This window comes from Cryobacterium sp. LW097 (genome assembly GCF_002205495.2).
Lineage (GTDB): Bacteria > Actinomycetota > Actinomycetes > Actinomycetales > Microbacteriaceae > Cryobacterium > Cryobacterium zongtaii.
Map to the genome: position 1 here is coordinate 779,276 of NZ_CP021992.1, position 26,493 is coordinate 805,768.

The 26,493-nt window shown below is 70.9% G+C and carries 27 protein-coding genes; 15 read left to right on the top strand and 12 right to left on the bottom strand.

Annotated elements, in window-relative coordinates:
• Position 1: 1 nt before the first annotated feature.
• Positions 2–826, bottom strand: coding sequence for an SDR family oxidoreductase (locus tag B7495_RS03595; RefSeq protein WP_240632383.1), 825 nt, complete (start codon positions 824–826; stop codon positions 2–4).
• A gap of 55 nt (positions 827–881) precedes the next feature.
• Here B7495_RS03595 and B7495_RS03600 point away from each other — a divergent pair, with 55 nt between their 5' ends.
• The 5 genes from B7495_RS03600 (at position 882) to B7495_RS03615 (ending at position 5,694) form a co-directional block, all read left to right on the top strand.
• Positions 882–2,309 carry an amidase gene (locus tag B7495_RS03600; protein ID WP_088455366.1) on the top strand — a complete coding sequence of 476 codons (1,428 nt, stop codon included), beginning with the start codon at positions 882–884 and terminating at the stop codon, positions 2,307–2,309.
• Positions 2,310–2,373: 64 nt separating this feature from the next.
• Entirely contained in the window at positions 2,374–2,853 is a 480-nt protein-coding gene (locus B7495_RS03605; protein ID WP_088455367.1) for a Fur family transcriptional regulator, read from the top strand.
• 38 nt (positions 2,854–2,891) lie between these two features.
• The gene (locus B7495_RS03610) at positions 2,892–4,394 is read left to right on the top strand and encodes a catalase (RefSeq protein ID WP_088455368.1); all 1,503 of its coding nucleotides are present in this window, start codon (positions 2,892–2,894) and stop codon (positions 4,392–4,394) included.
• 123 nt (positions 4,395–4,517) lie between these two features.
• Positions 4,518–4,685 carry a hypothetical protein gene (locus tag B7495_RS19025; protein ID WP_165787969.1) on the top strand — a complete coding sequence of 56 codons (168 nt, stop codon included), beginning with the start codon at positions 4,518–4,520 and terminating at the stop codon, positions 4,683–4,685.
• Between the two features lie 70 nt (positions 4,686–4,755).
• Positions 4,756–5,694: a siderophore-interacting protein gene (locus tag B7495_RS03615; RefSeq protein WP_088455369.1), complete on the top strand. Its 939-nt coding sequence runs from the start codon at positions 4,756–4,758 to the stop codon at positions 5,692–5,694.
• Here the strand turns inward: B7495_RS03615 and B7495_RS03620 are convergent.
• From B7495_RS03620 to B7495_RS03645, 6 genes are all read right to left on the bottom strand, one after another.
• Positions 5,654–6,064, bottom strand: a complete 411-nt coding sequence (locus B7495_RS03620; RefSeq protein ID WP_088455370.1) for a Fe-S oxidoreductase — start codon at positions 6,062–6,064, stop codon at positions 5,654–5,656. The genes B7495_RS03615 and B7495_RS03620 overlap by 41 nt on opposite strands.
• Positions 6,064–7,545, bottom strand: a complete 1,482-nt coding sequence (locus tag B7495_RS03625; RefSeq protein ID WP_240632384.1) for an NAD(P)/FAD-dependent oxidoreductase — start codon at positions 7,543–7,545, stop codon at positions 6,064–6,066. Before B7495_RS03625 ends, B7495_RS03620 begins: the two co-directional genes overlap by 1 nt.
• 48 nt (positions 7,546–7,593) lie before the next feature.
• Positions 7,594–8,385, bottom strand: coding sequence for a crotonase/enoyl-CoA hydratase family protein (locus B7495_RS03630; protein WP_088455371.1), 792 nt, complete (start codon positions 8,383–8,385; stop codon positions 7,594–7,596).
• A gap of 36 nt (positions 8,386–8,421) precedes the next feature.
• On the bottom strand, positions 8,422–9,255 hold the full coding sequence (locus B7495_RS03635) for an arginase family protein (RefSeq protein WP_088457883.1): 834 nt from the start codon (positions 9,253–9,255) through the stop codon (positions 8,422–8,424).
• A gap of 58 nt (positions 9,256–9,313) precedes the next feature.
• On the bottom strand, positions 9,314–9,973 hold the full coding sequence (locus B7495_RS03640) for an NADPH-dependent F420 reductase (RefSeq protein WP_088455372.1): 660 nt from the start codon (positions 9,971–9,973) through the stop codon (positions 9,314–9,316).
• 73 nt (positions 9,974–10,046) lie between these two features.
• A complete protein-coding gene (locus B7495_RS03645; protein WP_088455373.1) occupies positions 10,047–10,778 on the bottom strand; it encodes a PspA/IM30 family protein in 732 nt (243 codons plus the stop codon).
• Positions 10,779–10,882: 104 nt separating this feature from the next.
• Here B7495_RS03645 and B7495_RS03650 point away from each other — a divergent pair, with 104 nt between their 5' ends.
• The 3 genes from B7495_RS03650 to B7495_RS03660 are packed head-to-tail and all read left to right on the top strand — an operon-like array spanning position 10,883 to position 13,871.
• Entirely contained in the window at positions 10,883–11,434 is a 552-nt protein-coding gene (locus B7495_RS03650; RefSeq protein ID WP_168195279.1) for an alpha/beta hydrolase, read from the top strand.
• Positions 11,434–12,765 (top strand): M20/M25/M40 family metallo-hydrolase, encoded by a 1,332-nt coding sequence (locus B7495_RS03655; protein ID WP_088455374.1) that lies wholly within the window; start codon positions 11,434–11,436, stop codon positions 12,763–12,765. The genes B7495_RS03650 and B7495_RS03655 overlap by 1 nt, the downstream gene beginning before the upstream one ends.
• Positions 12,762–13,871, top strand: a complete 1,110-nt coding sequence (locus tag B7495_RS03660) for an FAD-dependent oxidoreductase (protein WP_088455375.1) — start codon at positions 12,762–12,764, stop codon at positions 13,869–13,871. Before B7495_RS03655 ends, B7495_RS03660 begins: the two co-directional genes overlap by 4 nt.
• A 149-nt stretch (positions 13,872–14,020) precedes the next feature.
• Here B7495_RS03660 and B7495_RS03665 read toward each other — a convergent pair whose 3' ends face one another.
• Positions 14,021–16,117 (bottom strand): TPM domain-containing protein, encoded by a 2,097-nt coding sequence (locus tag B7495_RS03665; protein ID WP_205748709.1) that lies wholly within the window; start codon positions 16,115–16,117, stop codon positions 14,021–14,023.
• A gap of 210 nt (positions 16,118–16,327) precedes the next feature.
• On the opposite strand from B7495_RS03665, the gene B7495_RS03670 reads away from it, so the two are divergent.
• Positions 16,328–17,125 carry a gamma-glutamyl-gamma-aminobutyrate hydrolase family protein gene (locus B7495_RS03670; RefSeq protein ID WP_240632385.1) on the top strand — a complete coding sequence of 266 codons (798 nt, stop codon included), beginning with the start codon at positions 16,328–16,330 and terminating at the stop codon, positions 17,123–17,125.
• Between the two features lie 50 nt (positions 17,126–17,175).
• On the opposite strand, the gene B7495_RS03675 is transcribed toward B7495_RS03670, so the two are convergent.
• Positions 17,176–17,709 (bottom strand): TetR/AcrR family transcriptional regulator, encoded by a 534-nt coding sequence (locus B7495_RS03675; protein ID WP_103460807.1) that lies wholly within the window; start codon positions 17,707–17,709, stop codon positions 17,176–17,178.
• A 105-nt stretch (positions 17,710–17,814) separates the two neighbouring features.
• Here B7495_RS03675 and B7495_RS03680 point away from each other — a divergent pair, with 105 nt between their 5' ends.
• Together B7495_RS03680 and B7495_RS03685 are read left to right on the top strand one after the other, a co-directional pair.
• Complete coding sequence (locus B7495_RS03680) at positions 17,815–19,359, top strand: MFS transporter (protein ID WP_088455378.1); 1,545 nt, start codon at positions 17,815–17,817, stop codon at positions 19,357–19,359.
• Positions 19,360–19,445: 86 nt separating this feature from the next.
• A complete protein-coding gene (locus B7495_RS03685; protein WP_088455379.1) occupies positions 19,446–19,778 on the top strand; it encodes a hypothetical protein in 333 nt (110 codons plus the stop codon).
• Here B7495_RS03685 and B7495_RS03690 read toward each other — a convergent pair.
• Together B7495_RS03690 and B7495_RS03695 are read right to left on the bottom strand one after the other, a co-directional pair.
• Positions 19,775–21,982, bottom strand: a complete 2,208-nt coding sequence (locus B7495_RS03690) for a cation-translocating P-type ATPase (protein ID WP_088457886.1) — start codon at positions 21,980–21,982, stop codon at positions 19,775–19,777. The genes B7495_RS03685 and B7495_RS03690 overlap by 4 nt on opposite strands.
• Positions 21,983–22,011: 29 nt before the next feature.
• The gene (locus tag B7495_RS03695; protein ID WP_088455380.1) at positions 22,012–22,257 is read right to left on the bottom strand and encodes a heavy-metal-associated domain-containing protein; all 246 of its coding nucleotides are present in this window, start codon (positions 22,255–22,257) and stop codon (positions 22,012–22,014) included.
• Between the two features lie 134 nt (positions 22,258–22,391).
• On the opposite strand from B7495_RS03695, the gene B7495_RS03700 reads away from it, so the two are divergent.
• Positions 22,392–22,715 (top strand): metal-sensitive transcriptional regulator, encoded by a 324-nt coding sequence (locus B7495_RS03700; protein WP_088455381.1) that lies wholly within the window; start codon positions 22,392–22,394, stop codon positions 22,713–22,715.
• 59 nt (positions 22,716–22,774) lie between these two features.
• Positions 22,775–23,959 carry a low temperature requirement protein A gene (locus B7495_RS03705; RefSeq protein ID WP_240632386.1) on the top strand — a complete coding sequence of 395 codons (1,185 nt, stop codon included), beginning with the start codon at positions 22,775–22,777 and terminating at the stop codon, positions 23,957–23,959.
• Here the strand turns inward: B7495_RS03705 and B7495_RS03710 are convergent.
• Positions 23,938–24,525 (bottom strand): hypothetical protein, encoded by a 588-nt coding sequence (locus B7495_RS03710; protein WP_088455383.1) that lies wholly within the window; start codon positions 24,523–24,525, stop codon positions 23,938–23,940. The genes B7495_RS03705 and B7495_RS03710 overlap by 22 nt on opposite strands.
• An 83-nt stretch (positions 24,526–24,608) precedes the next feature.
• Between B7495_RS03710 and B7495_RS03715 the strand changes: the two genes are divergently transcribed.
• On the top strand, positions 24,609–25,595 hold the full coding sequence (locus tag B7495_RS03715) for a DMT family transporter (RefSeq protein WP_240632387.1): 987 nt from the start codon (positions 24,609–24,611) through the stop codon (positions 25,593–25,595).
• A 10-nt stretch (positions 25,596–25,605) separates the two neighbouring features.
• Positions 25,606–26,391 (top strand): hypothetical protein, encoded by a 786-nt coding sequence (locus tag B7495_RS03720; RefSeq protein ID WP_088455385.1) that lies wholly within the window; start codon positions 25,606–25,608, stop codon positions 26,389–26,391.
• Positions 26,392–26,493: the final 102 nt, after the last annotated feature.

Below are 26,493 nucleotides of genomic sequence, written 5' to 3' on the forward strand. Positions count from 1 at the left end.
CTCAGCGGCGCGACAACCGCCCGGTCACCGTCACCACGGCGCGCCGGGGTGCTGTTCCGGCCAGCCAGGCGACGACCCGGTTCTGGCCGCCGACGACGGTGTGCGGGGGAGTCGTGGCCGCGTCGAGAGCGGCGAAGGCCGTGTGCATCACCTCGTCGACGCTCATCAGACGCCGCGGCCCGTCCGGTGACCGCCGGGCGACGGCGTAGAACTCGGTCTCGGTGGGGCCGGGGCACACCGCGGTGACCTTGAGGCCGGTGGCCCGCGTCTCGTACCAGAGCGCCTCGGTGAGGCTGAGCACGTAGGCCTTGGCGGCGGCGTACACGGCCAGCCGCGGCACCGGCTGGAACGCTGCGGTGCTGGCCAGGTTCACCAGTGCGGCCCCGTGCGGATGGGCGAGGGCCGCGGCCTGAAGACCGGGCAGCAGGGCGTGGGTGAGATCCGTCAGCGCCGCCACGTTCACGGCGACCTGGTCGTGCACCCGGCCGGCCGGCGCATCCACCAGGGCGCCGAAATGGCCGAAGCCGGCGTTGTTGACCAGGGTGGCCACCCGGATGTCGCGTTCGGTCAGGTCCCGCACCAGCTCGGGTACGGCGCCGGGTTCGGCGAGGTCGAGCGGAATCACCGTCGACACGGTGCCGTATTTCTCGGCCAGGTCCACCGCGAGGGCCTCGAGGCGGTCGAGCCGCCGGGCGGTGAGCACCAGGTCGGCGCCGCGGCGGGCGAGCTCGTGCGCGAAGCCCACCCCCAGCCCGCTGGACGCGCCGGTGACCAGGGCGGTCGTGCCCATCGGGTTGTACAGCGCGGCAGTCTTGGTGCGGGTCATCCTCCGAGGCTACCCGCGCCGGGGTTTCCGGCGCCAGCATGGCTAGGCTCGGGGGATGGCCGACCTCTTCGAACTGACCGCCCTCGACCAGTGGCGGTCGCTGCAGCGGGGCGAGATCAGCCCCACCGACCTCACCGAGCACTACCTGGCCCGCATCGAGCGGCTGAACCCCGGGCTCGGCGCTTTTGTCACCGTGACCGCCGAGGCCGCCCTGGCCAGGGCCCGGTTCGTGGAGAACGAGGTGCCCCGCACCGCACCGCTATGGGGCCTGCCCTTCGGCGACAAAGATCTGCAGCTGCGCGCCGGCGTGCCCGCGCGCCTGGGCTCCCGGCTGATGCGGGACAACGTGCCCGAAACCAGCGACCTGCTCGTGCAGGCCCTCGACACTGCCGGCGGAATCAGCCTGGGCAAGACCAATACACCCGAGTTCGGTCTGCCCTCCTACACCGAGAGCCTGGCCGCCCCGCCGGCCCGCAATCCCTGGAACCCCACTTTCGGCGCCGGCGGCTCCAGCGGCGGCGCCGCGGTGGCCGTGGCCGCCCGGATGCTGCCGTTCGCACCCGGGAGTGACGGCGGCGGCTCGGTGCGGATCCCCGCCGCCGCCTGCGGCCTCGTCGGCCTGAAGCCGTCCCGGGGCCGAATTCCGGCGGCGAGCGGCCTCGACGTGCCCGGCGGACTGCCGGTGGCCGGCCCGCTGGCCCGCACCGTGGCGGATGCGGCCCTGCTGCTGGACGCCATGATCGCGCCGGGCGGCGGCCGGCCGGAGCATCCGTTCTCGGTGCGGGCGCCCGGGGGAGACGAGCAGCTGCTCGGCGCCGCCATCCGCGGTGAGGGCCGGTACCAGCTGGGCGTGATGACCACCTCGGCCTGGGACGACGCCTACGAGATCAGCCTGGCTCCGGAGGCCCTGGCCGCGCTCACCTCGGCCGTGGACGGCTTCGCGGCGATGGGGCACGGCATCGAACAAACCGCCCTCACGGCAGACCCGAGCTACGCGCCGGCCTTCCGGGCGCTGTGGCAGCTCAGCGCGGCCCGGATCCCCGCCGAAACCCCGGAGCAGGAGGCCCTGCTCGAACCCCTCACCCGGTGGCTGATGCACCGCGGCCGTTCGCTGACCGGCAGCGCCGTGGCCGAGGCGCTGAGCACCCTGGCCGCCTACGAGCGCTCGTTCATCCGTCAGCTGGCCCGCTTCGACGCCGTGCTCACGCCCGCGCTGGCGCTGACCCCGCGACCTGTGGGCTGGTACGACGCCACGGATGGCGAACGCAACTTCGCCCAGCAGGTGCAGTACACGCCGTTCACCTCGATGGTGAATGTCTGCGGCCTGCCGGCCATCACCCTGCCCGTCGCGCAGACCGCCGACGGGCTGCCGATGGGTGTTCAACTGATCGGCCGGCCGGGCGGCGAGGCCACCCTGCTGGCGCTCGGGGCGCAACTGGAGCGCAGACTCCGCTGGCAGGACCGGGTGCCGGCCGGCCTGTGACCGGCGTGTCTTGTTTTGAGTGATTCAAAACAACTGCTAGCGTGAGGGCATGCACAGACACGGAATGGACGACCAGGCGATACCAGCCGCCCTCGACCACGCCGCCGACCATGCCGCCGAGATTCGCGCTGCGGGGCTGAAGGTCACCGCACCCCGGCTGGCCGTGCTTGGCGGGCTCGCCGAGTCTCCGCACGCCACCGCCGACCAGCTCTTCGAGGCCGTCAGCCGGCAACTGCCCGGCACCTCCCTGCAGGCGGTCTACGGTGTGCTCGGCGCCTTCAACACCGCCGGTCTGGTGCGCCGCATCGAACCGGCCGGCTCCGCCGCGCTGTTCGAGCGCCGGGTGGGCGACAACCACCACCACATCGTCTGCACGAACTGCCACAGCGTTCGCGACGTGGAGTGCGTGACCGGCGAAGCTCCCTGCCTGACCCCGTCTGACACCGCCGGCTTCGTCGTGCAGACCGCCGAGGTCACCTTCTGGGGTCTCTGCCCGGACTGCCAGACCGGCACGACGCTCCCCTCGACATCCACCGACTTCTAAACGACGCGAACGACCAGCACATGACACGAAGGAGCACCATGACAACACTGCCCCCCACCACCACCCAGACCGGAACCCCGGTTCCCAGCGACGAGCACTCCCTCACCGCCGGCGCCGACGGCGTCACCGCCCTGCACGACCGCTACCTGGTCGAGAAGCTCGCGCAGTTCAACCGCGAGCGCATCCCGGAGCGCATCGTGCACGCCAAGGGCGGCGGAGCGCACGGCGTTTTCGAAGTCACCGGTGACGTGTCCGCATACACCCGCGCGGCGCTGTTCCAGCCCGGCGCGCGCACCGACACCCTGCAGCGCTTCTCCAGCGTCGCCGGCGAGCAGGGCAGCCCGGACACCTGGCGCGACGTGCGCGGCTTCTCGGTGAAGTTCTACACCCAGGAGGGCAACTACGACATCGTCGGAAACAACACCCCGGTGTTCTTCATCCGCGACGGCATCAAGTTCCCCGACTTCATCCACTCGCAGAAGCGCCTGCCCGGCTCCGGCCTCCGCGACGCCGACATGCAGTGGGACTTCTGGACCCTCTCGCCCGAGTCCGCCCACCAGGTGACCTACCTGATGGGCGACCGCGGCCTGCCGCGGTCCTGGCGCACCATGCCCGGCTTCGGCTCGCACACCTACCAGTGGATCAACGCCGCCGGTGAGCGCTTCTGGGTGAAGTACCACTTCACCTCCAACCAGGGCAACATCGAGATGGAAGGCGCAGAGGCCGAGCTCATCGCCGGCGCCGACGCCGATTACTACCGGCGCGACCTCTACGAAGCCATCGACGCCGGCGACTTCCCGTCCTGGGACGTGCACGTGCAGGTCATGCCCTACGAAGAGGGCAAGACCTACAGGTTCAACCCGTTCGACCTCACCAAGGTCTGGCCGCACGCGGACTTCCCGCTCATCAAGGTGGGCACGCACACCCTCAACCGCAACCCGGGCAACTTCTTCGCCGAGATCGAACAGGCCGCGTTCTCGCCGGCCAACTTCGTGCCCGGCATCGCCGCCAGCCCCGACAAGATGCTGATGGCTCGTATCTTCTCCTACCCGGATGCCCAGCGCTACCGCGTGGGCACCAACTACAACCAGCTGCCGGTGAACGCGCCCCAGTCCCCGGTGCACAACTACTCGCAGGATGGCGCCGCCCGGTACCACTTCAACGACGCCAGCGCCCCGGTCTACGCGCCCAACTCGCTCGGCGGCCCCGTCGCCGATCCGGCCCTCGCGGGCGACGGCAGCTGGGAGTTCGACGGTGCGCTGGTGCGCAGCGCCGCCACCCTCCGCTCCGAGGACGACGACTTCGGCCAGGCCGGCACCCTCTACCGCGACGTCTTCGACGACGCGGCCAAGGCCCGGTTCCTGGAGACCATCACCGGTGCCGTCGGTGGCGTCACCCGCCCCGAGGTCAAGGAACGCGCCATCCAGTACTGGACGAACGTGGACACCACCCTCGGCGCGAGCCTCAGGCTGAACCTGGCCACCGACGCTGCGGCCGGCTCGGCCAACGTGGCCGCTGAGCCCGTCGGCGTCGGCGAGTAACACCCGCACCACCACCTCACTCGCGCGGCCGGCCCAGCCGGCCGGCCGCGCGATCACACACCACCACCAGCACGCGTCCAATGAAGCTCTGCGTCGAAACCAGCCCCACCCGACAGGAGCATCATGAATTCCTACATCAGCATCGCCGGCCCCCGCACCGATCGTTCAGCCGAGCCGGCCGGCTACGTGAGCAGCGGACAGCCCGCCGCGATCCCCACCGGCTACGTCAGCCCGGCCACGCGGCGCGGCGCGGGCAGCTACGTCGCCAGCGAGTGGGTCACCGCCGCGTAACGACCCACCTCGGAACCTTTCACCGGAAATCGCTAGGTGAAACATAGGTAAGGCATGCCATACTTAGGCCATGCTTACCTCGACAGTCGCTCCCGCGCCGGCCGCCGCACGCGTGCGGGCACCGCGCCCCAGCTACCGCCCGTTCGCCGTCTCGGTGGCCCGCGTGCAACGTCTGTCGACAAATTTCACCCGGGTGACCTTCACCGGCCCCGACCTGCACGAATTCGGCACCGCCGGCCTCGATCAGCGCATCAAGCTCGTCCTCCCGCTGCCCGGCGTCGGGGTCTCGTCCTTCCCGCAGAGCGACTCCTGGTACGAGACCTGGCGCGACCTGCCCGCGGAGCGCCGGAACCCCCTGCGCACCTACACCGTGCGGCACGCCCGCCCCGAGCACCGCGAGGTGGACATCGACTTCGTCACCCACGGCGACGCCGGCCCCGCATCGCGCTGGGTGCGCGCCGCGATCATCGGCGACGAGGTCGCCATCGTGGGACCTGTCGCCGACGGCGACAACCCGATCGTGGGCATCGAGTGGGCCCCGGGCAACGCCAACACCGTGCTCATCGCCGGCGACGAGACCGCCGCTCCGGCGATCTGCGCCATCCTCTCGGCCCTGCCGCGCACCGCTCGGGGCTGCGCCTACATCGAGGTGCCCGAAGACGGCGACGCGCACGAGACCAACGCTCCCGACGGGGTCACCGTGACCTGGCTGGCCCGCAACGGCGCCGCCCACGGTTCTGCGCTCGAATCTGCCGTTCGGGGCTGGACGGCCCGCTTCCTGACCGCACACCACAGCGGTACCGAGCTGCCCGACATCGACATCGACGAGAGCATCCTCTGGGAGGTGCCGGACGGATCGGCTCTCGACGGCGAGCTCTACGCCTGGCTGGCCGGTGAAGCCGGTGTGATCAAGCGGCTGCGCCGCTTCCTCGTCTCCGAGGTCGGCATCAACCGTCGCCAGGTGGCCTTCATGGGGTACTGGCGTGACGGGCGCGCGGAGCACGCGTAGCCGCACGCTTCTGGCGTAGGTAGCCGCCCTTCTCCAGGCCCGCCTCGATCTCGAACCGGTTCTTCAACGGGTCCCGCCCGGCGAGCAGATACAGCAGCGGAAAAAGCATGCCGTAACGCTGCCACTGCACCTTGTGCACGGCCTCGTGCTCGAGCACATCTGCCGTCACGTTCTGGTTGGTGAGGTAGACGGCGCCCACGCAGGAGCCGCCGCGGCCGAACGACCAGGCGGGCAGCCCGCGGAACACGAACAGGCCGTTCCGGCGTTCGACGCGGCCGGTGCTCCAGATCGCACCCCAGACCAGGCCGACGGCGGTGGCGTACAGATACCCGGCCCGGCTGAGCGGGGAATCGAGCAGAAGCCGTCGCATCAGAGGCTCCGGTCGCTGCTGGCCGGCGGCCGGCCGTAGGCCTCGAGCAGCCGCAGCCAGACCTCGCTGAGGGTGGGGTAACTGGGCACAGCGTGCCAGAGCCGGCTGATCGGTACCTCGCCGACCACGGCGATGGTGGCCGCGTGCAGCAGCTCGCCGACACCGGCGCCCACGAAGGTGACACCCAGCAGCACCTCGGTGTCGAGGTCGACGACGGCGCGGGCTCGCCCGGTGTAGCCGTCGGCCAGCACGCTGGCGCCGGCGACTCCGGCCAGGTCGTAGTCGAGCACCCGGATGCGGTAGCCGGCCTGCTCGGCCGCCGCGGCGGTCAGCCCGACCGAGGCCACCTCGGGGTCGGTGAAGGTCACCTGCGGCACCGCGGCGTGATCGGCCGTGGCCACGTGGGTGCCCCACGGTGCGTCGTCGACGATCCGGCCGCTCGCGCGGGCGGCTATGACGTCTCCCGCGGCCCGGGCCTGGTACTTGCCCTGGTGGGTGAGCAGGGCCCGATGGTTGACGTCGCCGGTGGCGTAGAGCCAGTCGCCGGCCAGGGCGGCGGAGTCGCCGGTGACCAGCAGGGTGTCGTCCACGTCGACCCAGTCGCCCGGAGTGAGGCCCACGGTCTCCAGGCCGAGGTCCTGGCTGCGCGGCGCCCGGCCGGTGGCCACGAGCACCTCGTCGGCCGTGATGGTGCGGCCGTCGGCGAGCACCAGGGCCACCTGGCCGGTATCGATGCGGCGGGCCGCGGTGGGGCTGGCGCCGGTGAGCACCTGGACACCCGCGTCGGTGAGGGCGTCGGCCACCAGGTCTCCGGCGAACGGTTCCTGGTCGCGCAGCAGGGAGCTGCGCACGAGCAGGGTCACCTCGGCGCCAAGCGACCGGTACGCGGCGGCCATCTCCACGGCGACGACACCGCCGCCGATGATGGCGAGATGGCCGGGCAGGTTCGTCACCGAGGTGGCGTCCCGGCTGGTCCACGGTGACACGTCGGCAAGGCCGTCGATGTCGGGCAACAGGGCGCTGGACCCGGTGCTGAGGACCACGGCGTGCCTGGCAGTGACGACCACCGGCCCATCCGTCGTCTGCACGGTGACCTCGCGCACGCCGCTGAGCCTGGCGTGGCCGCGCAGCAGGTCGATGCCCGCGGAGGCCAGCCAGTCGGCCTGGCTGTCGTCGTTCCAGTCGTGCGTGAAGGTGGTGCGGCGCCCCAGCACGGCAGCCACGTCGAGCTGCCCGGTGACCGCCTCGGCCGCGCCGGCCACCCGGCGGGCCGCGGCGAGGGCGGCGCCGCTGCGCAGCAGCACCTTGGAGGGCATGCAGGCCCAGTATGAGCACTCGCCGCCGACGAGTTCGGCCTCCACGATGAGGGTGCGGAGGCCCCCCTGCACGGTGCGGTCGGCCACGTTCTCGCCCACGGCGCCGGCACCGATCACGATGACGTCATAGCTACGGGTGGCGGGCATCGCTGCAGAGTCGGTCATCGTCGCAGCCTACCGACCGTTCCCGGGAGGAATCCAGAGTTCGCCAGACTAGCGTCCCTGGAACGCGGCGGGCTGGCGCGAGAGGAACGCCTCCATGCCGATGCGGGCATCCGTCGACCCGGCCAGGCGCGCCAGGGCGGGCTGCAGCTCGGCCTCGGCCGCTGCGGGTCCGTCACGGAGCGCCGTGCGGGCGCTGGCGAGGGTGGCCTGCACGGCCAGCGGCGCCTGCGCGGCGATGCGCTCGGCGAGCTCGATGGCACGGTGCAGCTCGCGACCGTTCGGTACGATCTCCTGCACCAGCCCCATCCGGTGCGCCTCCCTGACGTCGAACATGTCCCCGGTGAGCAGCCAGCGCATGGCATTGCCCCAGCCGGCGGCGCGCGGGAACCGGATCGTGGCGCCGCCGAACGGCAGAATGCCCCGGCTCACCTCGATCTGGCCGAACCGGGTGGACTCGGCGGCGACGACGATGTCGCTGGCCAGCATCAGCTCGATGCCCAGAGTGAGGCAGGTGCCCTGCACGGCGATCAGCACGGGCTTGGTCAGCGCGGTGCCGTCGACCTGCCAGGGGTTGAGGCCGCCCTCAGGCACGATGTCGATACCGTCGGGGCCGAGCCGCGGGCCCACATCGGCCAGGTCGAGCCCGGCGGTGAAGTGCTCGCCGAGAGCGTGCACCACACCCACGCGCAGCTCCGGGTCACGCTCCAGCTCCCCGTAGGCCAGCGCGAGCTGCTGCAACATGGCGAAGTCAGCCGCATTGCGCTTCTCGGGCCGATTCAGCCCGATCAGCAGCAGGTGCCCGCGCCGCTCGGTCACGACTCTCAAGTCCTCCGTGGTCATGGTTGATCTCCTTCGATCAGGCAAGCGAAAAGGTCGTCAGCGGGTGATCGCGCTGATGATGCGCAGGATGCTGGGCAGGTCGTCGATGGCAGCCTCGGGGGAGGACGGCGCGAAGCCGGCGATGGTGGCGCCGGCCAGCGAGAATTCGGCGCGGAGCGCCGTGATCGCGGCGGTGAGGCCCTCCACGGCCAGACCGAACGGGTAGATGTTCGACAGGCCGACGATCGTGGCAGGATCGAGCACGTCGAGGTCGATGTGCACATACACGTGCGCGGCGCCCGTGCGCTTGACCGCGGCCACGACCGCCGCGGGGGTGCCGAAATCCTCCACCGGCACCAGCGGGATGCCCTGCTCCGTGATGTAGACATCTTCGGCCGGGTCGATGTCGCGCACGCCGGCCAGCACCACCCGGTCCGGGCTGAGCCGGGCATCGGCGTCGAGCGCGAGACCGTCGACGCCGTCACCGAGGATGGCGCGCAGCACCATGCCACCGAAGCCACCGGACTGCGAGGATTCGCTGGTGTGCAGGTCGGGGTGGGCATCGAACCAGACCAGCGCGATGTCGCCGGGGTGCCGGCGGGAGGCGTGCTCGACGGCGCCGAAGGACACCCCGCAGTCGCCGCCGATCGTGAGCACCGGCTCCGAACCGGCTCGGAGCACGGCCAACTGCCGGTCACGCACCGTCAGCAGCGCCGAGAACCGGTGGATGCCGGTGTCCAGGGCATCGCCCGCTTCGGCGGGCACGTCGACGGGAAAGGTGACCGAGGAGGGCAGGTCGCCCTGGATCGCCTCCGCCCCGTCGACCAGGCGCATCGCGCGCGGAGAAACCGAACCTTGCCACTGCGGCACGACCACGTAGTTGGGGGACACCACCCCAGTATGCCCCTCGGCCCCGGCCGGGCGCATCTGCCAGTTCGGGGGCGTCGGCCTAGACCGCCTGCGGCATGTCCCGGTAACGGATGGCCGCGCTCACCGCCTCGCGCAGCTCGAATTCGTCCATCCGCGGGCCGTAGCCCGGGGTGTCGCGCTGGATCCGCCAGCCCTCGTTCAGCGGGCCGAGGTCCACGGTGTCGAAACCGAAGTCGTCCAGCAGCGCAGTGACGACCGCGCGGGCCTCGGGGTCGTTGCCGGCGATGACGAGGGCACGGCGATTCGCCGAGCCGGCCGGCTGGCCGTCGGTGGTGAGGTCCGCGGCGTAGATGTGGTTGAACGCCTTCACGACCCTGGCGTCCGGCAGCAGGTCCTGCAGCAGCTCGGCGGTCGTCGAGGTCTCCTCGTCGAGGGCCACGATGTTGCCGTCCCGCTGGGGGTAGTAGTTATTGGTGTCGATCACGAGCTTGCCGGCCAGTTCGGGCAGCGGCAATGTGTCGATGGCGTGCAGCGGGATCGTGACGATCACCAGATCACCGGCCGCGGCGGCCTCTGCGGGCAGGGCGGCGCGGGCCCGCGGCCCGAGTTCGGCCACCAGGCCCTCGAGGGTCGCCGGACCGCGGGAGTTGCTCACCACGACGTCGTATCCGTTGGCCACGCCGAGGCGGGCGAGCTGGCTGCCGATATGACCGGCACCGATGATTCCGAGAGTAGTCATGGTGGTGACAATACAGAACGGCCCCGGGGTATTCCCGTGGCCGTTCCGGATTCACGCTGTGTGAGGCGGTGCGCTACTGCTCGATCGAGGAGGGCGAGCCGGCCTTGAGCGCGGCGAGGCGGGCATCCACCTCGGTGAGCTCACCGAGGTCGTCGAGGCTCTCGAACTGCGCGTCGAGGCTGGATGCGGCGAGTTCGCTGGCGCCACGCACCTTGGCCTCTTCGCGGCGGATCTTCTCCTCGAACCGGCTGACCTCGCTGGTGGGGTCCATCATGTCGATGCTCTTCACGGCATCCATCACCTGCGACTGCGCGGCAGCGGTCTTGGACCGGGCGATGAGTTCGCTGCGCTTGGCGGTGAGCTGGCCCAGCTTGGTCTTCATGGTGTTCAGGCCGGTCTTGAGCTGCTCCACGACGGCGGTCTGGCTCATGATCTGCGGTTCGGCGTCCTTCGCCTCCTTCTCGGACTGCAGCTGGCGGCCGAGGGCCACCTTGGCCAGGTTGTCGAACTTGTCGGCGTCGGCGGCGTTGCCATTCGTGCGCAGTTCGTCGGCCTTGCGGCTGGCGGCGAGGGCCTTGCGACCCCACTCGCCGGCGGCCTGCACGTCTTCGCGGTGGTCGTCTTCGAGCATGCGCAGGTTGCCGATGGTCTCGGCGATCGCGCTTTCGGCATCGGCGATGCTGTTGGTGAAGTCACGCACCATCTGGTCGAGCATCTTCTGGGGGTCTTCCGCGGAGTCCAGCATCGCGTTGATGTTCGCCCGGGTGAGCTGGGCGATGCGGCCGAAGATCGACTGCTTGGTCATGTGAGTGTCCTTTCGAAGGGTGTCAACGCTAAGAAGCTACCGCGTTCCCCTGCACCTTCGCCCGATTCATCGGCAGCGTCGCCGCGGCGGATAGTGTGTGTTGCATGCCGACCCCCCTGAGCCTGACGATCGTGCCGGGCATCAACGACTCCAACGAGAAGCACTGGCAGTCCCGCTGGCAGGCGACACAGACGGATGCCGTGCGCATCCGCCCGGCCTCGTGGGACGAGCCTGACCTCGAGAACTGGATCGCCGCCGTGGACGCGGCCGTCACCACGCCGGACACGATCCTGGTGGCGCACAGCCTGGGCTGCCTGGCCGCCGCGGCCTGGCTGGCGCAGAAGCCCGGCCGCGTTCGCGGCGCCCTGCTGGTGGCGCCGCCGGATCGGTTCGGAGCAGGGTTCCCGCAGGCGGCGCCGAGCTTCCGTTCGGCCGAACCGGTCCTGCTCGGCGTCCCCGCCCTGGTGATCGCCAGTGCTGACGACCCGTATTGCGCTCTCGGCACCGCCCGTAACCTGGCGGCCGCATGGGGCGCCGGCTTCGTCGACGTGGGCAACGCCGGGCACCTCAACGCGGCCAGCAAGCTCGGCGCCTGGCCGGCCGGCCGGGCCATTCTGGACGAGTTCGCCCACAGCCTGGCGGGAATGGTGCGCTGATGACCGACCCGGATGTGCTCACCCGCCAGACCGTCGACCTGCTGCGCGATCTCATCCGCAACGCCTGTGTGAACGACGGCACCGCCGACTCCGGCGGCGAGATCCGCAGCGTGCGCACCCTCGAGGGGTTCTTCGCCGGCTCCGGGCTCGAGCTCGAGGTGGTGGAACCGCACCCCGGCCGGGCATCGCTGATCGCCCGCCTCCGCGGCACCGACAAGACCGCCCCGTCGCTCGCCCTGGTCGGCCACACCGATGTCGTACCGGTGGACCTGGACGGCTGGAGCCGCGACCCGTTCACCGCCGAGCTCGTCGACGGCGAGATTTGGGGCCGGGGCGCCCTGGACATGCTCTACCTCACCGCCAGCTACGCCGTCGTGATCCGCGACCTCGCCATGGGCCCGTTCCGGCCGCGCGGGGACCTTGTCTTCGCGGCCGTCGCCGACGAGGAGAGCGGCAGCCGGCACGGAGTGGGCTGGCTTACCGAGCACCGCCTCGACCTCATCGACGCCGACTTTGTGCTCACCGAATCCGGCGGCGCGCCCGTGGGCGTGCGGCCGTCGATCACCACCACGGTGGGGGAGAAGGGCATTGCCGGCCGACGCCTGGTCGTGCACGGCACCCCCGGCCACGGCTCGGCGCCCTGGGGTGCCCGCAACGCCGCCGTGATCGCCGCCGAGGCTGTGAGCCGGTTGGCCCGGTTCGAAGCGCCCGTGCAGATCACCGCGGACTGGCGGCACTACGTGTCGGTGCTCGGCCTGCCCGCCGAGCTGGCCGAGCGGCTCACCGACCCGGCCCGCATCGACGACGCCGTGCACGAGCTGGGCACCCTGGCCGGCTTCGCTCACGCCTCAAGCCACACCACCATCTCGCCCAACATCGTACGCGCCGGCACCAAGGAAAACGTCATCCCGTCGCTGGCCACCGTCGACCTCGACATCCGGGTGCTGCCCGGCACCGACGCCGGCCACGTGGACGCCTACCTGCGCCACGCCCTCGGCGAGCTGATGGTCGACATCGACATCGTCGGCGACAGGTTCGAGGCCGCCACCCGCTCCTCGGTGGACACCCCGCTGTTCGCCGCGCTGAGCTCCGCGGTCGCCCGCGCCTACCCGAACGCCGACCTGCTGCCGGTGCTCAGCGTCGGCGGCTCCGACGCCCGGTTCTACCGGCGCCGCGGCATCCCCGCCTACGGCTTCGGCCTGCTCAGCCCGCGCTGGGACTACGGCACCTTCCGGATGCTGTTCCACGGCAACGACGAACGCATCGACGTGGCCTCGATCGCCCTCACCGTCGCCGCCCTCGACTTCACAGTGCGCCAGGTGCTCGGATGACCACCCGTGTCGACACCCTGGTGCTCGGCGGCGGCGCAATGGGCTCAGCGGCCGCCTGGGAGCTGTCCCGCCGCAGCCGCGAGGTGACCCTGCTGGAACGCTTCGACCGGGGGCACACCACCGGCGCCTCGCACGGCGCCTCCCGCAACTTCAACCTCAGCTACTCCGACCCCACCTACGTGGCCATGCTGGTAGAGGCGCTGCGGCTCTGGCGGGAGCTCGAGGACGACACCGACACCACGCTGCTCGAGCAGGTGGGCCTGGTCAACCACGGCCAGGGTCAACCGTTCGCGGCGGTGCACGCGGCCCTCACCTCGGTGGGGTTCGACCCCGAACTGCTGGCCGTCGACGCCGCGCGGGAACGCTGGCCGGGCATCCGCTTCGACACCGAGGTGCTCTACACGCCGGAGGCCGGCCGCCTGAACGCGGATGCGTCGGTCGACGCACTGCAGACCGCCGCGGCCGCCCACGGCGCGCGCATCGAGCACGGAATGCCGGCCACCCGGCTCACCGTGCTCGGCGATGACAGGGTGCTGGTAGACACCGACACCGAACAGTTCGAGGCCAAACGGGTGATCGTCACGCTCGGCGCCTGGACGGACACCCTGCTCGCCGGGCTGCTGCCGTTGCCGCGCCTGGTGGTCACCCAGGAGCAGCCGGCGCACTTCGCCGTGCTCGACACCAGCTTCACCTGGCCGGGCTTCAATCACGGCTACCGGCCCGGCACGCCCGGTTACGGGTACTGGCGGTCCCCGGTCTACGGAATGCACACACCGGGGGAGGGCATCAAGGCCGGCTGGCACGGCGTGGGCCCCGTCGTCGACCCCGACCACCGGGACTTCACCGCCGAGCCCGAGCAGCTGCTGGCCCTGCGCCGTTACGCCCGAGAATGGCTGCCTGGCGCCGACCCCGACGACTTCGCCGCGATCAGCTGCACCTACACGACCACGTCGGACTCGAACTTCGTGCTCGACCGGCGCGGCCCGGTGATCGTGGGCGCCGGCTTCTCCGGCCACGGTTTCAAGTTCACCCCCACCGTCGGCCGGATCCTCGCCGACCTGACGGTCGACATCCCGGCCCCGCCCCTGTTCGCGCTCGGGCGGTAGGAGTCTCGCGCAGTTGCGGCACAGTGCCCCTTCCGGCTCGTTGAAAGGGTCTGTTGCGGCATGCCGACGGCGAGTTGCCACTTCAGGCCCCTTCCTGAGCATCTAAGGGGCCTCAACTGTCATCTCGCGGCGGGAGGTTCAGGCGAGTTCTAGAAGCGGCCGCCACCGCCCCGCCGGCCGCGGGTGCCGCTGCCGCCGAAGCTGCCGGGGCGTCCGCCACCGCCGAAGCCCCCGCCACTGCTGCGCCGACCGCCACCGCCCATCCCTCCGAAGCCGCCGCCGCCGCCACCGAACATGCCGCCGCCCCCACCGCCGCCGCCGAGAATCTGGCCGATCAGGATGCCGCCGAGCACGGCGCCCATCGAGCCGTTGCTACCGCCGCGCCGGCTGGCCCCGCCGCCGCCGAAGAAGTCGCCGAAGTCATCGTCGTTGGTCGAGAAACTGTCCACGTCGCGCCGGGCCATGGCCGTCGCCTCCGCGGCCAGCGAGCCGGCCCGCTGGGACACGGCCAGCGCGGCGGCCGGGTCACTGGCAACGAGGGAGTCGGCCTGCGCGGTCAACCGGCCGGCCTCGGCCAGGCGGGTGCGCGCCTCGGCGCCGACCGCACCGCGCCGGGCCGTGATGAAGTCCTCCGCCGCCGACACCTGACTGCGCGCGGACTGCAGGCTCTGGGCCAACGCCGCCTGCAGGCGCTGCGCCTGCAACTGGGCGTTCCGCACCCCCTGCAGCGCGGCATCCATGGCGGCATTCGCGGCCTCGAGGGTGCGCAGCAGCTCGATCGGGTTGATCGGCGGCGCGGCGAGGCTGGCGCGCACCTCGGCCACCGTCTGCTCGGTGCGGGCGATGACCCCGGGCACTGCGGCCGACGCCTCGCCCGCCGCGGGCAGCGCACGGGCGGCGACCAGGTCGGTGTCGAGGTCGGCGAGCATCGCCGGGATGCCGGCCTCCGCCCGCTGCAGGTCGGCGGCCAGCCTGTCGACGGCGTCGACCAGCAGCTTGGCCTGGTCGATGGCCTCCTCAGCCGCGCGGATGTCCACGGCCGCGGCGCTCGGTTCGTCGGCGGCGAGCTGGGTGCGGGCTTCGGCCAGTGCGTTGATGGCGAAGGTGAGCCGTTCGGCGGCCTGCTCGGGGTTGTCGGTGACGGTGTCGATCGCCGCGGGGGCGTACCGGGTGGCGAGTTCAGCCACCCGGGCCTCGGCCTGGTCGAGGAGGGCATCGATGGCAGCCAGCTCCGTGTCGAGCTCGGCCGCGGCGGCCGGGGCGTTGGCCTCCAGCTGGCGCAACTCGTCGAAGGCGGCGGCCTGCTCGTCGAGGGCACGGTTGGCCTCGGCGCACAGGGCGATGATCTGGCGGTACCAGGCCCGCACCTGCTCCTCGGTGTCGGGTTCGGCGTCGTCGAGGCGTTGCTGCAAAGTGAACGCCTGACTGAGCTTGCCGGCCGCGCCGCTCACGGCGGCCTGGAAGGGTTCCGCGGCGGCAGCCCCGTACGAGGCGAGCGCGAAGCCCACCTCCTGGCCGCTGGTCTTGATGGCGTCGTCAGTCTCGATCAGCGCGCTCGACGCCTCCCGTTTCAGCTCGGCCGTCGGCACCTCGTCAGTGGGCTTGCCCTGGCCGGTGACGGGGGCGGTGCCGCGCCGCCGCAGCACCACGATCACGATCGCGACGATGCCACCAACCACGGCGAGCACCAGCAACACGGCGATCCAGAGCGGAAAACCGCCGCCGGAGCCGCCGGAACTCGGGCCGGCCTCGCCAGGAGTGATGACGGGGGCGCTGAGGGGCTCGCCGGCCACACTCTGCTCCATGGCTGCGGCACCGTTGATGGCGGCGCCGGCCCAATCGTTCTCCCGCAGCGACGGTTCGATGGCGGTGTTCTGCACCTCGGCGAGCTGGGCCTCGTCGAGCACGAAGTCGGTGGCGACCGACAGCTGGTACTGCCGGTCATCCGTGGCCACGGCCAGCAGCACATCGTTGTCGCCGAACCCGTTGTCCACGGCGGTCTGGTCGGCCCAGGTCGACGTGTCGTCCACCCCGTCGAAGCTCGACACGTAGGCCACGAACAGGTCGATCTGGGTGCCGGCGAAGAGCTCATCGAGGGCGGCGACCACCTCGGGCTCCCGGTCTCCGAGCGCTCCGACGGTGTCGACGATGTGACTCTGATCGAACGTCACCGGGTCATCCGCCCTGGCGGGTTGCGGTTCGCCGACTCCTGCCCCGAGCACGGCGAGGACGGCCCCGAGCAGCACGGCCGCGCCTATCCGGGGGAGTGCCGGTCGTATGCGCGTACGGCTGGGCTGCATGGATGATCTCCCTCGGATGCGGTGACGTGTCGAGCATAGAACCCCCGGCACTGTTGCGCCCTGTTACTGCGAACCGGATGCCGATGGCGCGGCTCAGGCACACTGGAACCCGCACCATCCGCACCCCACCACCCGATCCCGTCACGGAGGCGAGTCATGACCACCACCCAGCTCGCCACCATGACCGCCCTGCCCGCGCCGTCACTGCCCGAACGGCCCACCCTCGCCGTCATCGAGGTCACCCGCAGCCGGCCCGATCGCCCGGAGTACCACGCCAAGGTGCAGACCCTCAACGCCACGGTCGTCGACGCCGGCACCGACGGCGGCTGGACCGTCGTACGCCTGGCCGCCGCCGACCTCGACGCCCCCGCGCTGCTAGACCTCACCGACTCGGCCGATGCCGTGGTGATCGTCGGCGGCGAAGACATCGACCCGCGCTTCTACGGTGCACGGGCCGGCTACCCGGGCGAGACGCCGCACTTCATCGACGCCGACGAGGGCCAGATCGCGCTCGTGCAGCGCGCCGCCGACCGGGGCACCCCGTTGCTCGGCATCTGCCGCGGACTGCAGATCATCAACGTCGCCCTCGGTGGCGACCTCGTCCAGCACATCGACGACGGCATCCACCGCAACATCGGCGTGCCCATCGACGAGATCCTCTCCACCCACGCCGTCGTCCTCCGCTCCACCAGCACCCTCGCCGCGGCGCTCGGCGACACCCGCATCTCGGTGCAGAGCGCCCACCACCAGAGCGTCGGCCGGCTCGGCGCCGGCCTCACTCCCGTGGCGACCGCCCCCGACGGTCTGGTCGAGGCCGTCGAGCACCGCACCCTCCCGATCACCGGCGTGCAGTGGCACCCCGAGGCACCGGATGCGCCCGCCAGCCAGCTGCCCCTGCTGCTGGCGTCCCTCTATCGGGCGGTCGCCGCCGCCGAGGTCGCCGAGGCCGCCTAATCCGCTCGCGAGCTGAGACCTGACCCCCGAAAACCGGCGGTTTCTGGTGCTTAGCTCACAGTTCGCGGGGTGAGGCGGGCCAGGAACGCGGGGATATCCAGCTCATGTTCGAAGGGCTCGCCGATCGTCGTGGCGTCGTAGTAGAGCCCGTCGGCCAGAAGCATCGTGGCCCGGGCCAGGTCGGGGTCGCGCAGATCCTCGTTGAGGATGTCGAAGTAGCGTCGCCGCATGTCCACGATCACGGCGTGGGCGCGCGGGTTGCGGCGGGCCAGGGATCCGCCGGCCAGGGTCGCCCGGTCCAGCGGGCTGTTCACGTACTCAGCCATCGCCACGTAGGACGCGGCGGCGCCGGCCGGGGCGGCGCGCATCCGTTCGTATTCGGCGTCGGCCAGCCTCTCGAGCCGGTCGATGAGCGCCGTCTCCAGGCCGTCGCGGGAACCGAAGTGGTAGAGCAGCCCGCCTTTGGTGACGCCGGCTGCACGGGCGACGGCGTCCAGCGATGCGCCGGACCCGCTGGTGTCGATGAGCAGTTCCTGGAACGCGGTGAGGATGCTCTCGCGGGCGCTGTCGCGGTGTTGGGCCATGACCGCCACTTTACTGTACTTGGTGGTATAGTCTAAATCTGCTGTACCCGATGGTGCAGTAAAACTCGCCGTTCCCCGGAACCCCGAATCTTCAGCCAGGTAGACATGAGCACCACAGACGACATCCGCACCTCCGACCTCTCCACCGCCGTACCCCGCGCCGGCCGCCGCGAATGGGCGGGCCTGGTGCTGCTGATGCTGCCGGTGCTGTTGATCTCGGTGGACAACACCGTGCTCAGCTTCGCCCTGCCGGCTATCAGCCTGGACCTGCGCCCGAGCAGCACGACTCTGCTCTGGATCGTCGACATTTACCCCTTGGTGCTCGCCGGGCTGCTGGTGGCCATGGGCACCCTCGGCGACAGGGTCGGCCGCCGCAAGCTGCTGCTGATCGGCGCGACCGGGTTCGGCGTGGTCTCGGCCCTGGCCGCGTTCGCGCCCACCGCCGAGATGCTCATCGTGGCCCGCGCGGTGATGGGCTTCTTCGGCGCCATGATCATGCCCTCCACGCTGTCGCTGCTGCGCAGCCTGTTCCTGGATGCCCGTCAGCGCACTCTGGCGATCGCGGTGTGGGCCGGCGCCTTCGCGGCCGGCTCCAGCCTCGGCCCCATCGTCGGCGGCGTGGTGCTCCAGCACTTCCACTGGGGTGCGGTGTTCCTCATCGCGGTACCGTTCCTGCTGCCGCTCGTCGCCCTCGCCGGGGTGCTCATCCCCGAGTCGAAGGACCCGGCGCCGCTCCGCATCGACCTGTTCAGCGTGGCCCTGTCGCTGCTTACCCTCGCCCCGCTGGTCTTCGCGATCAAGACCCTCACCCACGACGGTGTCGGGGTGCTCGGTGTCGGCGCGCTGCTGCTGGGCCTGCTGGCCGGGGCGATGTTCCTGCGCCGCCAGCTGCGGATCGACAACCCGCTGCTGGACCTCACCCTGTTCCAGCACGCCCCGTTCGCCGGGTCGGTGCTGGCCAACTTCCTCGCCGTGTTCAGCCTGGTCGGCTTCCTGTTCTTCGTGTCGCAGCACCTGCAGCTGGTGCTCGGCCTCGACCCACTCGCCGCCGGCCTGCTGCTGTTGCCCGGGGCCGTGTTGTCGGTCGTGGCCGGCCTGGCCTCGGCCTACGTGGTGCGGCGGGTGCCGCCGCGCCTGGTGATCGTGGGCGGCATCCTGCTCTCCGCGGTGGGCTTCGGCCTGATCGTGCTGCTGCGGGAGAACCTCACCGCCGGCGTCGTGGTTCTGGCCTTCGGCATCCTTTCGGTGGGCGTCGGCGCGGCGGAGACGATCTCCAACGACACCATCCTCAGCTCGGTGCCGCCGGACAAGGCCGGCGCCGCGGCCGGGGTCTCCGAGACCGCCTACGAGCTGGGTGCCGTGCTCGGCACGGCCGTGCTCGGCGCGATCCTCGCGGCGTCCTACCGGGCCAGCGTGGTGCTGCCGGACGGCCTCGGCCGGGGCGCGGCCGCCCAGGCCGGCGAGACCCTCGGTGGTGCGCTCGGCGTGGCCGGCGAGCTGCCCGCCGCCGACGCTCACGCGCTCACCGAATCGGCCAAGGCCGCGTTCGACAGCGGGGTGGGTGTCACGTCGATCATTGCCGTGGTGCTGATGCTGATCGCCGCGGTGGCGGTGCAGCTGAGCATGCGCACCCGCCGTCCCCGCGGCTAGGGGTCGCCGGATGCGTGCTGTGCCGCCGTGCCGTACCGTGCTCGCCGCCCCTCGCGCTCAACCGGCCGCCGGACGATACTCGGGGGATGCTGGCCCCTGACGGTTCGCTCCTGATGGCCGATTCCGCGGCCCTCGAGGGCACCGTGTTCGAGACCTGGCTGCTGCCCGGCGCCGCCCTGGCGTTGTTCGTTGGGCTCGGTTTCGCGGTCACCGCCTTCTGGCAGTGGCGCCGCGGCCCCTACGCCCGCCTTCTCTCGCTGGCCGCCGGAGTCGGCCTGGTGCTCTTCGAGATCGTGCAGTTCTCGCTGATCGGGTTCCACCCGCTGCAGGTCGTGTTCGGCATCGTCGGTCTGGTCACGGCCGTGCTGGCCTGGCGACTGCCGGCCGCCCGGCACGGCACGGCCGGCGGAGCGCGCTAGCTCGACGCTCGGAACCCGCGCAGGCGCAGGCTGTTGGTGACCACGAACACCGACGACAGCGCCATCGCCGCGCCCGCGATGAGCGGGTTGAGCAGACCGAGCGCGGCGAGCGGGATCGCGGCCACGTTGTAGGCGAACGCCCAGAACAGGTTGGCCTTGATGGTGCCCAGGGTGCGCCGCGAGAGCCGGATGGCGTCGACCACGGCGAGCAGGTCGGCCCGCACGAGGGTGATGTCGCTGGCCTCGATGGCCACGTCGGTGCCGGTGCCCATCGCGATGCCGAGGTCGGCGGCGGCCAGAGCCGCGGCGTCGTTCACCCCGTCCCCGACCATCGCCACAACGTGGCCGGCGGCTTGCAGGGCACGCACCCGTTCCACCTTCTCCGCGGGCAGCACTCCCGCGAAGACCTCGCCGATTCCCACCTGGTCGGCCACGGAACGTGCCACGGTGGGATTGTCCCCGGTGAGCAGCACCGGGCTGAGGCCCAGGGCCACCAGCTGTGCGACGGCCGCGGCGCTGGAGGGCTTGACCTCGTCGGCGACGGTCAGGATGCCCCGGGCCTCGCCATCCCAAGCCACGACCACGGCCGTCTGGCCGGCACCCTCGACGGTGTCGAGCGTGGCTTGCAGGTCGTTCGGCAGGGTGATCTGCCACTCGTCGGCGAGCCAGCGTGGCCGCCCCACGAGCACCAGGTGCCCGTCGACGACGGCCTGCACGCCGAAGCCCTGCGCCGAGGCGAAGTCGGTGGCCGCCGGCAGCACGCCGACCCGAGCTGCGGCTCCGGTCACGACGGCAACGCCGATCGGATGCTCGGAGCCGGCCTCGGCCGCGCCCGCGAACCGCAGGAGTTCGGTCTCGCCGGCGTCGGCGGACACCGCCGCCGTGACGTGCACGCCGAGCAGTGCCATCCGCCCCGTCGTGACGGTGCCGGTCTTGTCAAGCACAATGGTGTCCACCTGGCGGGTGGACTCCAGGATCTGCGGCCCGCGGATGAGGATGCCCAGCTGGGCGCCCCGGCCGGTGCCCACCAGCAACGCCGTGGGAGTGGCCAGGCCCAACGCGCACGGGCAGGCGATGATCAGGGTGGCCACGGCGGCCGTGAAGGCCTGCTCGGCGCTGGCGCCGAGCACCAGCCAGGTGGCCAGGGTGCCTAGCGCGATGACGAAGACGATGGGCACGAACACCGCCGACACCCTGTCCGCGAGCCGCTGCACCGGCGCCTTGCCGGTCTGGGCCTGCTCGACCAGGCGGCCGATGCGGGCCAGTTCGGTGTCGGCGCCGACCCGGGTGGCGCGCACCGTGAGACGGCCGCCGGCGTTGACCGTGGCACCCACCACGGTGTCGCCCTGGCCCACCTCCACGGGCACGGTCTCGCCGGTGAGCAGGCTAGTGTCGATGGCCGAGGCGCCGTCGACGACGATGCCGTCGGTGGCGACCTTCTCGCCTGGGCGCACCACGAACACGTCGCCGACGACGAGTTCGGCTATCGGGATGCGCTGTTCCAGCGTTCCGCGGAGCACCGCGACGTCCTTGGCGCCCAGGTTCACCAGCGCCGTCAGGGCCGCGCCGGAGCGGGTCTTGGCGCGGGCCTCGACGTAGCGCCCGGCGAGGATGAACACGGTCACGGCGGCGGCGACCTCGAGGTAGATCTCGGCGGACCCCGACCCCGTCATGCTCAGGTCCATCTGCATGGTCATGCCGGCCATTCCGGCATCGCCGAGGAACAGGGCATAGAGCGACCAGCCGAACGCGGCGAGCACACCCACGCTGATCAGGGTGTCCATGCTCGCGGCACCGTGCCGGGCGTTCAGTGCGGCGGCACGGTGGAACGGCCAGGCGCCCCAGACGGCCACCGGGGCGGCAAGCGTGAGCGCAAGCCACTGCCAGTTGGTGAACTGCAGGGCCGGCACCATCGAGAGCACCGCCACCGGGATCGCCAGGATCGTCGAGATCAGCAGCCGCCGGCGGAGGGTGAGGGTGTCGGCATCCAGCTCGATCGGCTCGGCGGCCGGGGCGGCGACGGGCGGTGCGGGCAGCCGCGCCGAGTAGCCGGTGGCCACGATCGTGGCGATGGCGTCGTGGATGCTGGTGCCCTGCGGCAGGCGCACGGTGGCCTTGTCGGTGGCGTAGTTCACGGTGGCCACAACGCCGGGCAGCCGGTTGAGCTTCTTCTCGATGCGGGCGGCGCAGGACGCGCAGGTCATGCCGCCGACCACGAGGTCGACGGGCTCGTTCACGCGGCGGCGCCCGTGGTGGTCTGCAGTTCGTAGCCGGCCTCGTCGATGGCGGCGCGGATGTCGGACCGAGCGGGGGCGGTTGCGCTCGTGACGTGCACGGTGCTGGCGGCGCCGACAGCGAGGTCAACGGTCACCGCGCTGACCCCCGGCACCAGGGACACCTCTTCGATGACACTGGCGACGCAGTGGCCGCAGGTCATGCCGGTGACGAGGTAGTCGGTGACGGTTTCTGTCTGAGCCATGATGCGAACCTTCTCTTACGATACGGATGTTGCGTACGGATGTTGCGGAATGGGGATACCCCCTATGGGTACTCTAGCGCACCATCGTGATACCGTGAGGGGGTATAAGGTCAGCCGACAGCCAGGAGCGCACAATGACGACCGCAGACCACCCCGCAGACCACACCCACGACGGCCCGCACGGCTACATCTCCAACAAGGACGACTACCTCAAGCGCCTGCGCCGTATCGAGGGCCAGGCCCGCGGGTTGCAGGGCATGGTCACCGACGACAAGTACTGCATCGACATCCTCACCCAGGTCTCGGCCATGACCAGCGCCCTGCAGTCGGTGGCTCTGGGCCTGCTCAACGACCACCTCAGCCACTGCGTCGTCGACGCCGTGGCCGTCGGCGGCGATGAGGCCCAGGCCAAGCTCAAGGAAGCCGGCGACGCCATCGCCCGGCTGGTGCGTTCGTAACGCCCAGTCAATATGCTGTGCGCATGACGGATGCGGGCGGCTTCAGACTCCACCGGCGCATGAGCGCCCGCGACACCGGCGAGGCACACCGGGCGGCGAGCCCGCTCGAGCTGCTCTTCGACCTCACCTTCGTCGTTGCGGTGGCTCAGCTTGTGGTGCAGCTCGCGCACGGCATCGAGGGCGGCCACGGCTTCGAAGAGGTCGGCCCGTTCCTGATGGTGTTCTTCGCCATTTGGTGGGCCTGGATAAACTTCACCTGGTTCGCGTCGGCCTACGACACCGACGATGTGCCCTACCGGCTGCTCACCATGCTGCAGATGGGTGGGGTGCTCGTACTCGCCGCCGGGGTGCCCGCAGCGTTCACCGAGCAGGACTTTCGCGCGATCACGCTGGGCTACCTCATCATGCGCATCGGCCTGGTGGCCCAGTGGCTGCGCGCCGGCTTCGAGCATCCGGCGAGCCGGGTGACGGCCTGGCGATATGCGGCGGGGGTCAGCCTCGTGCAACTGGGCTGGCTGGCCCGGTTGGCCCTGCCTGAAGAGGTCGGCGTGCTCTCATTCCTCGTCTTCGCAGCGCTCGACCTGGCCGTGCCGCTCTGGGCGGAACGCACCGGCATGACCTTCTGGCACCCGCACCACATCAGTGAGCGATACGGCTTGTTCACCATTATCCTGCTCGGCGAGAGCGTGCTGGCGGCCACCTACGGCGTCCAGGACGCCCTGAGCGAGGGCGGCGTGAGCGGCGACCTGGTTCTCGTGTCCGCTGCGGCACTGGTGACACTGTTCGCGATCTGGTGGCTCTACTTCCTCGAGCCCGCGGGGGAGGGGCTCTCCGTCAAACGCAGCCGCTCCTTCCTGTGGGGGTACGGCCACTACGGCGTGTTCGCCGCGCTCGCGGCCCTCGGTGCCGGACTCGAGGTGGCGGTGGCCGAGGCCGGTCATCACCTGGAGGTGTCACCGGTGGCGCTGGGCTATGCGGTGGCCCTGCCGGCGGGCGTCTTCCTGGTGCTGCTGTGGGCCGTGCACGCGGTTCTGGTGTCCAGGACGCAGATCCAGCCCCTGGTGATCCTGCCCGCGGCGGCGCTGGTGCTGCTGGTGCCGCTACTCGCCTCGGTCACGGGAGTCACCGTTGTGGTGGTCCTGGTCGCGACAGTCTGCGTGCTCGTTGTAGCAATCACCCTGGCCGACCGGGCGCGCCGGTCCCGGTCGGCCGCCGAGGCCGGTCAGTCCTTCGGTGCCCAGTAGCCCACCGCCCCCAGCAGCCGGGTCTCCCGGTCCGCATCTTCGGGCACCGGCACCGCGGGCGGGAACACCCCCATTTCTCGGAAGCCGTCGATCTGCGGGCCGATGACCTCCTCGAGGGCCTCCACCAACGCGGCCGGCAACGCGAAGTCCCAGCCGAGGTGGCGGGCGATGGACCAGGCCTGGAACGCCCGGTAGATGCTGATGTGCTCGAGGTAGTCCCGAAGAGTGAAGTCGCCATAGCTCAGGTGCACGACCTTCTCCGGGTTGAGGTTTTCCTGCACGGCCGCGGTGGCCGTCTCGTTGAGCCGGTCGTAGGCGGCGATCGGGTCGTCGCCGAGCAGGTCGCCGTCGTAGGTGCCGCCGGCATCCTCGATTGTTCTGCCGAGCAGCACATCTGGCACCCAGGCCTCGTCGCGGGCGTGCGCGGCCACAACGTCGCGTACGGTGGGGTTTGACGTCACCGCCCAGTCGGCCGGGGCGGGCCGCATCAGCTCGTCAGGGGTGATCCGGTCGATGACGGAGCGCAACGCGGCATCCGCCTGGAGGAAGAGCTCTCTCTGCTTCATGGGGGCACGCTAACACCTACCGCCGACCAGGCGGAGACCCGCCCGAATCGACGGCGGCAGCCGCACTGAAATAAGGTCTGGATGTGCTCGTGCCCGTAATGCCCACCGAAGCCACCGATGCGATGGTGTCGTTTCTCGACCCGGTCGCCCGCAAGAACCTCGGCATCGCCGTCGCGCTCGCCGGCACGGTGTTCCTGGCCCTCGGCGCTCAGCTGCAGCACCGAGGCGTGGGCAAGACTTCCAGGATGCGCCCCGGCGACCAGCAGAAGATGAGTATCGGCCAGCTGCTGGCCCTGTTGCGACGACCGTCCTGGCTGCTCGGCACGCTGCTGCTGGGCTTCGCCATTTTGCTGCAGCTGACCAGCCTCGGCCTGGCTCCGCTGCTCGTTGTGCAGCCGCTCGGGGTGGCCGCCCTGGTGCTGTCCACCGTGGTGGACTCCCGGCTCGCGCACACCAGGCTTGACGGAACCGTGTTGCGTTCGGTGGCCCTGTCCGTGGGTGGCATCGTGATCTTCGTCTCCATCGCTGCCGTGTACGCCACCGATCGGCCCATCCAGCCGCCCCAGGTGGCGATCATCCTGATCCTGCTCGGCGTCGTCCTGATCGTCTGCGGCCTGATCTTCACGCTGCTCCGCGCCCGCCTCACCGCCGTGGCCTACGTGCTCGGTGCCGGGGTGCTCTACGCCTTCGTCGCAACCCTGGCCAAACTCACGATCACCCAGCTGGTGGCCGGCGACCTGTCGCTGCTCACCCTGCTGTGTGTCGGCGGCATTCTCACGGCGGCGGTCGTGGGCGGTGTGTTCGTGCAGGTCGCGTACTCCACGGGTCCGCCCAACCTGGTGATCGCCGGTCTCACGGTGGTGGATCCCTTGGTGGCGGTCGGCATCGGCATCGTCGTGCTCGGTGAGGCGTCCGAGGCCCCGCCCTACGCCCTGATCGCCTTTGTCATCGCCGGCGCGATCGCGGCCTACGGTGTTGTCGGGCTCTCCAGGCACCGCCCGCAGTCCACGCTGGCAATCGCCTCCGAAAGCGGGCCCGAAACACGGAGGCCCCCCAGACAACGTCGGTAGCATCATCCTGATGTCAACCGTTCACTCGAAAACCAGGACCGCCGGTCGGTATTTCGTCGTCGCCGGGTTCCTGGCCCTTGCTCTCTCCGGGTGCGCGGCATCCGGCGCGGCCCAGACCAGCGCCGTGACGCCGGCCGAGCCCGGCGACTCCGCGGATGCGACACCAGATTCGTCGGTCGACCCCGCCGTCGCCATGCCCACGGGCTGTCCTGCCACGGCCGAGTCGATGCCGGCCGAGGCGGTCAGCGCTGAGATCGCCGACGTCGACGGCGACGGCGAGAACGACACCGAGTGGTACGACGAGACGACCTCACCGTTCACCTTCGGCATCAGCACGGCCTCCGGCGCCACCGTCACCCTCGCCGACGACCTGGCCGGCCCCGGCGGGCACAACGGCTGGACGGCGACACTGCACAATGGTGTGGTCGTGACGGTGCTCGACGACAGCCGCAGCGCCACCCTGCACGCGCTGGTGGACTGCGAGTTCGTGACCCCCATCGGTGTGGACGCCCGGCCGTACACCTTCGACATGCAGAACACCCACGACAACGGCACCGGGGTGGGATGCCTCGACGTCGAAGGCGGTGTCGAGTTGAACGGTCTCCAGGTCACCCAAAACCGCGACGACAGCTATTCCCTGATGGCCACGGGCATCACGGTGTCGACAGACGGGCTCACCGCCATCAATGGATACACCGCCGTGTCGGGCGCCCTGCCAGAGGACGACCCTCGAGTCGCCGAGGCGCAGACCTCCTCCTGTGGCGGAGCCCCGGTGGTCAGCACCAGCGGACGCTAGCTAGCCGAGCGCACCCGCCGCGAATTGCGCAGATCATCGACACCTGAAATCGTAGGTACCGGGGAATGTGAGAGACGGCAGCACGCTGGGGGGAGCGCGATC